The following is a 12755-nucleotide window of genomic DNA, read 5'->3' as shown; positions in this document are numbered from 1 at the left end:
AAGGTCCCCAGGCGTTCATCGGGAGAAAAGATCGGCCGCGGCGCGCAGCATGTCGGCCTGTCCGGCGCGGGGAACCGGCGGCCAGCCGAAGCCCATGCGGCCGAGCAGCCCTTGCGTGCGTTCGGAGGTCAGCTCCTGCCGCCGGCCGCGCGCCTGGGGGGAACGCCCGCCGTAGAGCCCGAAGCCCTCCAGCGTCTGGGCCAGGGCGCCGTCCATCTCGGGTTCGCCGATGGCGCGCTCCAGCCGGTCGAGCAGCGCGTCGAAGCCGACCGCCCGCACCGCACCTTCCATGCCCGCCGCCGAGGTCACGAAGTTGGCCAGCGTGTCGCGGCGGTGGTTCTCCACATGGTGCGTCTCGTTGGCGAGGCCGGCGGCACCGGCCAGCAGAGCCACCGCGCGGGCGACGAGATCGACGTGGCACAGCCAGACGTGCGAATCGTCGGGCACCACCCCCAGCCGGACGAAGGCGGCCAGCTGGCGGAAGAAGGCGTTGTCCCGCAGGTTCAGCTGCAACGGCCCACCCTCCGCCGCGAAGACGACGTTGCCGACGCGGTGGATGCTGGCGTTGCGCAGATCGCCGCGGGCCGCCGTGACCAGACGTTCCGCCTCCTGCTTGCTGCGGACATAGTAGTTCTCGTCGAGCGTCTCCGGCACCGCGTCGTATTCGGTGACGAGCTTGAAGCCGTCCTCCGGCGCCTTGCCGGTGACCGACAGGGTGGAGATCAGGTGGAAGTCCGCCGGATCGCCGCGCCGCGCCGCGGCGAGGTCGAGGAGCCGGCGCGTCGCCTCCACATTGTCGGCGTGGAACTCCGCGTAATGGCCGAAATGGTTCACGTTGGCGGCGCAGTGGAAGACCGCCCGCATCCCCTCCGCCAGCGCGCCGTGCACCGTGGGGGCAAGGCCCAGCCCGTCGCGGCGCAGGTCGCCGGCCCGGACGGTCAGGCGCGGATCGGCGATCAGCGTGGCCCCGCCCGTTGCCCCGAAATAGCCGGCCAGCACGCGGCCCAGCCGGGCGCGCGCGGCCCCGTCGTCGCTCCCGCGCACCAGCGCGGTCACCTTCCGCGCCGGATCGGACAAAAGCTCCCGCAGCAGATAGGCGCCGAGATAGCCGGTGGCGCCGGTCAGCAGCACCTCGCCATAGTCGCGCCGCTCGCTCCCGTCGAAGGCGGCGTAGGCGGCGTTGCGCGCCTCGTACGCCCGCTGCTGCTCGGCCAGCGCCCGGTCGCGGGCGGCGTCGAAGGCGGGCAGGGTCGCCTGATAGTCCCGCCAATGGGATCGGACGGCGGCGATGACGCGGTGCAGGTGGTCCGGCTGGGGCCGCAGGCGCAGCGCGAAGTCGGCAAGCACCGGGGCTTCGTAGAGGTCGTTGATCTTGCAGGAAAATTCGCGGCGCAGGCGGTTGACCACGGCGATCGCCCGCAGGCTGTCGCCACCCAGCTCGAAGAAGCCGGCCTCGCGCCCCGGAACGGGCCGCTGAAGCTGCTCGGTCCACAGCTCGGCCACCCGCTGCTCCACCGCGTTGCGCGGCGGGGTGTAGGCGCCGGAGGCCGTGCCTTCGGAGGGCGCGTGGTCGGCCAGCGCCTGCAGCAGCACCTTGCGGTCGACCTTGCCGGCCACCGTCACCGGGATCGCGGGCACCCGGATCACCGCCGCCGGCACCATGTAGGCGGGCAGCGCCGCCGCAGCATGGGCGGCCCAGGCGGCCTGCGTCGGCTCCGCGGCGTCCGGGGCGAGGCTGACGAAGGCCCACAGCGTCTGGGTGCCGCCCGGCGGCGTGTCCACCAGGGCCACCGCCTGCTGCACGCCGGGATGGGCTTCCAGCCGGTGCTCGATCTCGCCCAACTCAACGCGCTGGCCGCGCAGCTTCACCTGGCTGTCGAACCGGCCGAGGACCAGCAGCTCCCCGTTGGGAAGCCAGCGGCCAAGGTCGCCGGTGCGGTAGCGGCGGCCTTTCGGCGTCTCCACGAAGGCGGCGGCGGTCAGGTCGGGTCGGTTCAGGTAGCCGATGGCCAGCCCCATTCCGCTCAGCCAGACATGGCCGACGGCGCCGGGGGGAACCGGCTCCCCGTCCTCGTCCAGGATGTGGATGGCGGTGTTGGGCAGCGGGCGTCCGGCGCTCATCCACGGCGAGTCCGGGCACAGGATGCCGATGCTGGCGGCGGCGGTGTTCTCGGTCGGGCCGTAGCCGTTGATGTAGCGCAGCCGCGCCGCGTAGTGCAAGGCGTCGGCGGCGTTGGGCGGCTCGCCCACCGTCATCAGGATGCGCAGGGTCGGCAGATCCGCCTGCTCGAACAGCCGCAGGTAGGAGGGCGGCAGGGTGGCGGAGGTGACGCCCAGCCGTTCCATCTTGGCGCGCAGACCGGCGGTGTCGTCCATCTCGGCGCGGCGGATCGGAACCAGCGCTCCGCCGGTCGCCCAGGTCATCACGGAATCGGAGATCCAGGCGTCGAAGGAGGGAGAGGAGCTGAGAAGCGTCCGTTCGTCCGGCTGGACGCCCATCATCCGCGCCATCGACAGGCCGAGATTCAGCAGCCCGCCATGATGCAGCACGACCCCCTTCGGCAGCCCGGTGGACCCCGAGGTGTGGATGATGTAGGCGGGATCGCCGGGATGGCTGCGTTCTCCGGCCTCCGGCTCATGGGCATGGGCGGCGCGGAAGCCCTCGGTCAGGGTTTCCGGGCGGAGGACCGCGTAACCGGCCTGCGCAAGCGCGTCGGGCAGGGTGTGGCCGTCCAGCGCCACGACGGTGCGGATGGCGGCGTCGCGGGCGATGAAGGACAGCCGGTCCGCCGGCAGGTCGCGAGTCAGCGGCAGATAGGCGGCCCCGGCCTTCCAGATCGCCAGCACCGCTTCCGGCAGGGCGGGCGAACGCTCCGTCAGGACGCCGACCGCGTCGCCGGTCCGCACGCCCTGAGCCAGCAGCGCGTGGGCCAGCGCGTTGGCGTGGGCGTTCATCGTGGCGTAGCTGACCGCGCCGTCATCGGTGATGAGGGCGGGACGGGCCGGCTGCGAGCGCGCCAGAGCGGCGAACTGGTGGTGGAAGCAGGGAACCGGGTGCGGCATCGCCGGGCCGCGCTCCCACGCGGCGAGCAGCGTTTCCTCGTCCGGCAGCAGGGCGGGCAGTGGTTCGCCCGGCGCCCGTTCCGGATCGGCCAGCCGCCGCGCCCAGCCGGCCAGCGCCGCGGTCCAGGCCTGCGCGGTTTCCCGCTCGTAAAGGGCAGCGTTGGTGTAGAGCTGGAGGACCAGCCCGCCGTCCGTCTGCCCCTCATGCACCAGGACGAGGTCCTGGGCGGGGGCGCTGTGGCGCAGTTCGTACTGGATATCGGAGCCGTCGAAGGCGTCGATGGCCGCGAAGCGGAGCCCATCGCCCCGCGGGGCCGCCATGGCCGGATTTTCCGTCACCGCCAGATCGAACAGCGGGTAGCGGGCCGGATGATGCGCCTGAGGCTGGCTGCGGCGGAACTCCTGGTGGATGCGGGCGAAGGGCTGGCGGCCATGGCGCAAGGCTTCCGCCAGACGGCTTTGCGTGGCCTTGACCGCCTGTTCCAGCGGTTCGCTCCGGTTCACCCGGAAAGGCACCGGCAGCATGTTGACGTAGTAGCCGACGACGCCCGCCTCCTCCGCCGTCTCGCGGGTGGAGGCGGCTGTGCCCATCAGGAACGCCGCCCGGCCGGTGCGGCGGCGCACCTCGTGCGCCATCAGGGTCATCATCAGGGCGTGCAGGCTGGCGCCGTTGCGCCGGGCGAGGGCGCGCAACGCCTCCGCCACGTCGGGGGCGAGGCGGACGCGGTGGCAATGGCTTCCCTTGGCCGTTTCCGTGCTGCGCACCGGCGGACGGGGTTTATCAAGCGGCCACTCCTCGAAGGCGGCAGGGTCGATTCCAGAGAGCAGGCGCCGCCAGTGCTCCGCGTCCGCCCGAGCGGCCTCGCCGGCCAGATAGTTCTCCTCCCGAGCGGCGGATCGGCCGAAGCCGGGGGCGCGGCCGGGTAGGGACTCTCCGCGCAGCAGTGCGGCGAGGTCATCCGCCAGCAGGCCGAGCGACAGGCCGTCGCCAATGGAATGGTGCAGGGCCAGCCAGAACAGGGCGCCGCTGCCGTCCGTCACCCGCACCAGCCCGGCCCGCCACAGCGGCGGTGCGGCCATGGCGAAGGGTTCCGTCTGGCGCGCCCGGATGAGATTCAGGGCGCCGGGGCGGTTGGGGGCCGTTTCGATCTCCAACTCGGCGGTCGTAGAGTGGCCGGTCCTGCGCAGCGTGCCGTCCTCGTTCTCATGGAAGCCGGTGCGCAGGGCCTCGTGCCGGTCGGTCAGGGCGGCCCAAGCCTCGTGCCAAAGATTGTCGGCAGGAAGGTCACCCTCCACCGCCAGCGTCAGGGGAATGTTGAAGCCGCGGGTGTCCAGCCCGGCCTGCTCGGCCACCCAGAACTCCCGCTGGCCCTCCGTCGCGCAATCGGATTCGGCATCGGATGGGAAATCCGCGGGAGCGGCGGCGGCGAGGCGGGCGGCAAAGCCGCGCAACGTCGGCTCGGTGAACAGGTCGCGGGCGGAGACGGGGCGCCCCAGCTCCGTCTCCAGCGCGTGGGCGACGGCGATGGCGAGCAGGCTGTGGCCGCCGAGCGCGAAGAAATTGTCATCGCGCCAGACCGGGCCGCGGCCCAGCCGCTCTGCCCAGGCGCGGGCGATGGCTTCCTCAAGCCGGCTCTGCGGCGGCACCTTCGCTCCCTGCGGGATAGGACCAGCGGTCAGCCCTTGCAGCGCCGCCCGGTCCACTTTGCCGGACGCCGTCACCGGCACCGTCTCCACCGCGATCACCCCGGCCGGGATCATCACCGCGGGCAGCCGGTCGGCCAGCCAGCCGCGCCAGGATTCCTCGGCTGGCACCGGCTTGCCGGGGTTGGGGCGGACGAAGGCCCACAGGCTCTGAGCGGCGCCGGCCTTGCCCTGCACAAGGGCTACGGCTTGCGCGATGTCCGGGTGGCCGCCCAGCGCCTGCTCGATTTCGCCGAGTTCGACGCGGATGCCGTTCAGCTTCACCTGATCGTCGATGCGGCCCAACACCTCCAACTCGCCGTCGGCACGCCAGCGCCCGAGGTCGCCGGAGCGGTAGAGCCGCCCGCGTCCCGTCCCGACGAAGGCGGCCGCCTCCTGCTCCGGGCGATTCAGATAGCCGCGGGCGAGGTTGGCGCCGCCGAGCCAGATCTCCCCCACCGCCCCCGGCGGCACCGGGCGACCCGCCGCGTCGCGGATGTGGACCGACGTGTTGGGCAGCGGGCGGCCGACGGGCAGGAAGCCCCGATCCTCCGCACCCAGCAGCCCCATGGCGCTCGTGATCGTGTTCTCGGTCGGGCCGTAGGCGTTGTAGTAGCGCAGCCGCCCGGCGTAGGCGCGCACGTCCGTCGTCAGCGGCGCCTCGCCGCCGGTCACCAGGATGCGCAGCGACGGCAGCTCCGCCCCGTCGAACAGGCGCAGATAGGTCGGGGTGAGGTCGGCGACGGTCACCCGCTGCTCCGCCAGGAAGGCCATCAGGCGGGCCGGCGCGCTCAGCACTTCATAGGGAACGGCGCAGAGCGCCGCCCCGGCGGCCAGCGGCACGCCGATGTCCGACAGCGACACGTCGAAGGACGGCGAAGCGAACATCAGCGTCCGGTCCTCGGCGGTCAGGCCGAAGGTTTCCACGGCGCCCGACAGCATGTTCACGTAGGCGCCGTGACTGACCGGCGTGCCCTTGGGCCGGCCGGTGGAGCCGGAGGTGTAGAGGATGTAGGCGGTGTCCTCCGGTCCGCTCACGGCTTGCGGACGGTGGGCGTGCGCCGTTCGGAAATCGGCGGAGAGATCCTCCGGACGCAGAAGCAGGAGGGCGGACAGCGCGTCCGGCACCGCCACGCCGTCCAACGCCAGCAGCAGGGCCGCACTGGCGTCAGCGGCGATGAAAGCCAGCCGTTCCGCCGGCAGGTCGGCGGCGAGCGGCAGATACACCGCCCCGGCTTTCCACACGCCCAGAAGCGCGGCGGGCAGGTTGGGGGAGCGGCCGGTCAGCACGCCGACCACGGTGCCGCGCTCCACTCCACGCTCCCGCAGGGCATGGGCGATGGCGTTGGCCTCCGCCTCCACCGCGCGGTAGGTCAGAACGCGGTCGGCACCGATGACCGCCGGGCGTCCGCCTTGCCCGGTGCCGGGACGGTCGATCAGCCGTTCGAACAGCGCGTGGAAGGGCAGCGCCGGGCGCTCCACCGCCGGGCCATGCTCCCACGCCGCGAGGGTGGCCTCCTCCTCCGGCAGCAGGGCGGGCGGCATCGCCTCGGCGCGGGCGGCGTCACCACCCAGCCAACGCGCCCAGCCGGCCAGCGCGTCGAACCAGCGCTCCGCCGTGTCCTTGGCGTAGAGCGCGGCGTTGACGTGCCATTGCAGCAGCAGCCCGCCGTCCGCCAACCCTTCATGGATCAGCACCATGTCCTGGCCCGGGGAATGGCCGGTGCGTTCATAGGCCAGCCCTTCGCCATCGGGGCGGACGAAGCGCAGCGGGCCGGCGGCGGGCAAGCCTTGCGGATTCTCCGTCACCGCGATGTCGAACAGCGGATAACGGGCCGGGTCGCGGTGCTGCGGACGATCCGCCCAGAAGCCGTGGCAGATTCGCGCGAAGGGCAGACGGGCGTGCTGAAGCGCCCCCGCCAGCGCTGCCTGGGTGGCGCGCAGTTCCGCCCCGAAGGGGGTTCCGGCAAAGGGGCGGACGGCCAGCGGCAGCATGGTCACGCCATAGCCGACGATGCGCGCGTCCTCGGCGGTTTCCCGAATGTCGCTCGTGGTGCCGATGGTGAAGGCGCCGCGCCCGGTGCGCCGCAGCACCTCGCGCGCCAGCAGGGTCAGGAGGACGGCGTGCAGGCTGGCCTCGTGCCGACGGGCGACGGCCTTCAGCCCGGCGGCGGTGGCCGGGTCCAAGCGCAACTCGAAGCGGTGGCTGCCCGGCGCGGCGCCGGCGGCGCGCGGCGTGTCGAGCGGCCAGTCGTCGAAAGCCTCGCCGGGCAGGGCGGACAGCCGTTCCCGCCAGTGGGCCTCGTCCGCCGCGCGGTCCGGGCCGTCCAGATAGCGCCGCTCACGGGCGACCATGGCGGCGTAACGGGCGGACAGGGGCGGAAGACGCCCGCCCGCCAGCAGCGCGGACAGGTCCGCCAGCAGGATGCCGACCGAGCGCCCGTCGCCGATGGAATGGTGCATCGCCATCCAGAACAGCGGCGCACCGCCGTCCGCCAGCGTCACCAGCCCGGCCCGCCACAGCGGCGCGGTCGCCATGGCAAAGGGCACCCCCTGCCGGGCGCGGATGTGGGTGAGAGCCGCGGCGCGGTCGGCCTGTGTGGACAGCTCCAGCGCTCCAACAACGGAGGGGGCGACGCGGCGGCGCAAGCGTCCTTCCCTGTCTTCCGCGAAGGTCGTGCGCAGCGCCTCGTGCCGTTCCGCGAGCGCCGTCCAGGCGCCCGCCCAGCGGGCCAAGTCCGGAACCTCCCCCTCAACGGCGCGGATCACCGGGATGACGAAGGGCCGCGTGTCCAGCCCCGCGGCCTCGGCCACCCAGAACTCCCGTTCCCCTTCGCTGGCGAGGTCGGAGTCGTCCGTATCGGCCTGAGGCGCGTCCGCGACGCGCAGCTCCGCCACCTTGCGGGCGAAGTCGGCCAGGGTTGGGGCGGCGAACAGCGCGCGTGCCGGGACGGTCACGCCCAAATCCTGCGACAGCCGGTGGGCGATGGTCACCGCCAGCAGGCTGTTGCCGCCAAGCGCGAAGAAATTGTCGTTGCGCGCGACCTCCTCGCCCAGCAAATCGCCCCATTGGGCGGCGATGAAGCCTTCCAGCCCGTCCAGCGGTGCCTGGCGTTTCGCCGTGGCGGCGTGGCCATCGGAATGGGAATGGGCGAGGCGGAGCAGGGCGTCGCGATCGACTTTGCCCGCCGGCGTCAGGGGGACGCTGTCCACCGTCGTCACGCTGGCCGGCACCATGAAGGCTGGAAGGCGGTCGGTCAGGAAAGCGCGCCACGCCTCCTCGTCGGGCAGGGTGGCGCCGTCCTTGGCGCGGACGAAGGCGCGCAAGGCCTTGGTGCCTTCGGCCGCGGCGTCCACCAGGACGACGGCCTGCGCGGCGGTGGGGTGGGCCAGAAGATCCTGCTCGATCTCGGCAAGCTCGACACGCTGGCCGTGCAGCTTCACCTGATGGTCGATGCGGCCGCAGAGAAGCAGTTGGCCGTCCACTGTCCAGCGACCCAGATCGCCGGTGCGGTAGAATCGGCCCTCCGCCGTTTCGACGAAGGAGCGCGCGGTCAGGTCGGGGTTGTTCAGGTAGCCGCGAGCGAGGCCAACCCCGCCCAGCCACACTTCCCCCGGCAGGCCCGGCGGAACCGGCGTGCCGTCCGGACGGCGCAGCGTGACGCGGCCATTGGGCAGCGGGCGCCCGGCGGGCACCGGGCCGCCGACTCCGGACCCCGGCAGGACGCGGCCGATGGACGCGAGGATGCTCGCCTCCGTGGGGCCGTAGGCGTTCCAGAAGGCCAGATCCGCCGCGTGGTGGCGGGCATCGTCCGCGTTCGGGGCCTCTCCGCCGGTCAGCAGGACGCGCAGGCCGCGGAACGGCTTCTCCTTGCTGACCCGCAGATAGGAGGGGGCGTGGAAGGCCACGGTGACGCCCAACTCCGCGTAGGCGTCCTTCAGCGCCCAGGGATCGTCGCGCAGGTCCGGCGGCACCGGAACCAGCGCCGTGCCGTGGAGCAGCGCCAGCCCGAGTTCCCACAGCGAGGCGTCGAATCCTGGCGTCGCCGCCAGCGCCATGCGGTCGTCCGCCAGCAAGCCGACCGTCTCCCCCGTCGCGAGCGCGGCGTTGACGAAGCCGTCGTGCCGGACCGCGACTCCCTTCGGATGCCCGGTGGTGCCGGAGGTGTAGATGACGTAGGCGAGGTCGTCCGGCGCCCCGGCAATCATTGTCCGTTCGGCGGAGCCTTCGAGAATTTCCGGGCGGATCAATGTGGGCACGGCCTCGGCCAGGGTGGGCGGGACGGGGTGGCCGTCCAGCGCGATCATCAGCCGGACGCCGGCGTCGCGGACCATGTAGGCCATGCGCTCCGGCGGCAGGTCCTGGGCCAGCGGCAGGTATGCTGCCCCGGCTTTCCAGACGCCGAGCACCGCCGCGGGCAGGTCCGGCGCGCAGCCGGTCAGCACCGCCACCGGCTCCTGCCGCGCTACGCCGCAGCGCAGCAGGGCGGTGGCGATGCGCTCGGCGTCCTGATCCAATTCGCCGTAGCTGCGCAGGCCGGCGCGGGTGACCACGGCGGGGCGGTCCGGCTGGCGGTCGGCGATTTCCTCGAACAGTTCATGGGCACGGCGGGCCGGGCGGGGGCGCTCCTCGCCGTGCTCCCAGCGGTCGAGAAGGGCCTCCTCCTCCGGGAGCAGAGCGGGCAGCGGGGATTCCAGCCGTGCCGGCTCGGCGGCCAGCCAGCGCGCCCAGGCGGCGAAACCGGCCAGCCAGGAGCGCGCGGTGACTTCCGAATAGACATCGGGGTTCCACAGCAGCGCCAATTCCAACCCGTCGCCGTCCTCCGCCGTCACCGGCTCGTGGCTGAAGGCGAGGTCGAGGCCGGCGGCGGGTTGGGCAAGCGCGCCGGGCAGTCGGCGTGGGGACAGCGACAGGCCGCTGCCCGGATCGGCGCTGGTCCGCGGCGGGTTGGCGGTCAGCGCCACCGAGAAGAGATTGGCGCGGGCGGGTGGCAGCGCGTCGGGCCGGCGCTGGCGGAACTCACGCTGGATCAGGTTGGCGGGCAGGCCGGCGTGTCCGACCGCCTCGGTCAGCGCGTCCTGGGTGGCGCGGACCTGCCCGGCCAGCGCTGCCGGGGCGCCGGGCAGGACGACCGGCACGAGATTGACGAAATGCCCAACCGCGTCTTCCGCTCCCGCGGGGCGCAGCGAAACGCCGGTCCCCAGGATTAGGTCGGCCCGTCCGCCGCGCCGCCGCGTCTCCGCCGCCAGGATTGCCAGCAACAGGCCCTGCAATCCCACGCCCTGCGCCTTGGCGATGACGGTGAGGGCCGCGGTGGTCGCGGCGTCCAGCCGCTCCGCCAGGGGTGGGGCGGAGCGCCCGCCAGGCGTGGTGGGGCGGGGCTGGTCGAGCGGAAGCTCCTCGAAGGCCTCGGGTGGCAGGGCGTCCAGCTTGGCGTTCCAGAAGGCGCGGTCCCGCTCCGCCCGGTCGGAACGGAGGTGGCGCTCCTCGTCCCGCGTGGCCAGCGCGATGCCGTGCGGCGCCGGGAGCAAGGGGCGGTCCAGAAGCAGGGCCAGGACATCCTCCTGCACCGTGCGGGCGGACTGGCCGTCCACCACCGCGTGGTGCAGCACGAACCAGAACAGCGTCTCGCCGCTGGATTCGATGACCATCAGGCCGGCGCGGGCCAGCGGCGCCCGGGTCAGGGCGAAGGGCGTCTCGGCATAGCCGGCGATCAGCTCCCGCGCCTCCTCCGGAACGTGGCAGCGGTCGATGGAAAAGCCGGCGGCGGGCGGCAGGTCGGCGATGGGAAGTGTGCGCCAACGCAACCGCCCTTCGGCGTCGGGGTGGAAGGCGGTGCGCAGGGCGGGATGACGCTCCAGCAGGGCGCCCCAGGCGGCGCGCCAGCGCTCCACCTCCGGAACCGGGCCGCGCACCGACAGGACGCGCACGACGTGCGACCCGGCGGGCGCGAGGCCGAGCTTGGCGGCAACCCAGAAATCCTCCTGACCGGCGGTGGCGGAGCCTTCGGTCAGATCCGGCGGAGCGGCGTCCTCGTCCTTCTGTTCGGCGATGCGGCGGGCCAGCGCCTCCACCGTCTGGGAGGCCAGAATCACCGGCACCGTCACCGGATGGCCGAGCGCGTGGAGGCGCTGCCCCACCGCGATGGCGAGCAGGCTGGTGCCGCCGACGGCGAAGAACAGGTCGTCCCGCATCACCGGGCGGGTGTCCAGCACCTCTTCCCAGACCGCGGCGATGGCCCGTTCCAGATCGCCCTGCGGCGGGGTTCCACCCGTCATGCGCGGTGCGGTCAGGGCCTCCTCGGCGAGGGCCAGCAGGGCGCGGCGGTCGGTCTTGCCGGCGGAGCTGATCGGCATCCGCGCCACGGCGCGGACCTGCGCCGGCACCATGTAGGCGGGCAGCGTGCGGCCTAGGAAAGCGCGCCAGTCTTCGGCCTGTGCCGCCTCCGGATCGGCGCTCTCCACGATGGCGGTCAGGCGGCCCTGGTGCTGAAGGGCGGCGGCTCGGCTGACCAGCGGGTGGCGCAGCAGCGTCCGCTCGATCTCGCCCAGCGACACCGATTGGCCGGACACCTTCACCATGTCGTCGGCGCGGCCCAGCGTCTCCAGATCGCCGTCCGCGTTCCAGCGCCCCAGGTCGTGCGTGCGGTAGGCGCGCCCGAAGCGCGTCTCCACGAAATTCTCCGCCGACAGCTCGGGCTGGTTCAGGTAGCCGCGCGAGACACCCCGCCCGACGACATGGATCTCGCCGACCTCGCCGTCGGGGACCTCGTTGCCGTGGCGGTCCAGCAGATGGACGGCGTTGTTGGTGAAGGGCCGCCCGCTGGGCAGCGGGCCGTCGCCGTCCGGATTCACCTTGTGCATGCAGATGGTGCCGCAGACCTCGGTGGCGCCGTGCATGTTCCAATAATCGAGATGGCGGGCGTAATGCCGCGCATCATCGGGGTTCGGCCGTTCCCCGGCCGTCAGGATCATGCGCAGCCCCGTCGGCACCGTCCCGCGCAGAAGCCGCAGATAGGAGGGTGTGAACAACGCGATGGTCACGCCCAGCCGGGTCATGTGGTCGAGCAGCCGCGCCGGATCGTCGATCAGCGCGCGCGACGCCGGAACATAGGCGGCCCCGGAGAGCAGCGGCAGGCACAGCTCGCGGAAACCCAGGATGAAGCCGGGGGAGGTTGACAGCAGCACCCGGTCGCCCGGTCCGACGCCCTGCGCCTCCATGTGGCCGAGCGCCAGATTCACGCAAGCGTCGTGCTGGATCAGCACGCCCTTCGGCTGGCCGGTGGAGCCGGAGGTGAAGAGGATGACCGCCAGCCCATTCGCCGGACCGGGCCGGTTCGGGCGCTCCGCAGACTTGGCGAGGCTGTCGCCGTCAAGGGATTCCGGGCGCAGGACGGCGTGCGTCCGCTCGGTCCGGCCGTTGACGGACAGGGCATCGGCCAGCGCGTCCGGCGGGGCCAGCCCGTCCAGGGCGATCAGCAGGCGCATCCCCGATTGCCGCGCCATGTTGGCCAGCCGCTCCGGCGGCAGATCGGCGACCATCGGCACGTAGACGCCGCCTGCCTTGAGAATTCCAAGAAACGCCTGTGGCAGGTGGCCCGACCGCTCCGTCAGCACACCGACCGGCTCCTCCGCCTCCAGGCCCAGCGCCAACAGCGCGTGGCCCAGCGCGTTTGCCGACGCGTCCAGCCCGGCGCAGTCGAGGATGCCGACCTCCGTCACCACCGCCGGGGCGGTGGGATGCCGCTCGGCAAGCCTTTCGAACCCCTCGTGCAAACGAAGATCGGGCCAGATTTTGACCGGTCCGAAACTGTTGGACAGATGAAGGCGGTGGTTGGGGAGGTGCGGCGTGGTGTCGGGCATCGAAGTCCCCACAAATCCTTCGGCGTTGCAATGATCCGACGTGAAAAATCGCGGCGAGTTTTACAAAAACGTCATATGCGTCCCAAAAAGGGATTAGATCGCCGAGAATACGTCCTAAAGAGGGGTTGTCAACAAATGATACAACT

The 12755-nt window shown here is 72.5% G+C and carries 1 protein-coding gene; it reads right to left on the bottom strand.

The features are described 5' to 3' along the window. Nucleotides 1-15: 15 nt before the first annotated feature. Complete coding sequence (locus H0B54_RS10680) at nucleotides 16-12609, bottom strand: non-ribosomal peptide synthetase (RefSeq protein ID WP_188260283.1); 12594 nt, start codon at nucleotides 12607-12609, stop codon at nucleotides 16-18. Between the last annotated feature and the right edge of the window lie 146 nt (nucleotides 12610-12755).

The sequence above is a fragment of the Azospirillum tabaci genome (genome assembly GCF_014596085.1).
Taxonomy (GTDB): Bacteria; Pseudomonadota; Alphaproteobacteria; order Azospirillales; family Azospirillaceae; genus Azospirillum; species Azospirillum tabaci.
Note: the sequence above shows the minus strand (reverse complement) of the source record. Positions and strands in the feature narration are given on the sequence as shown.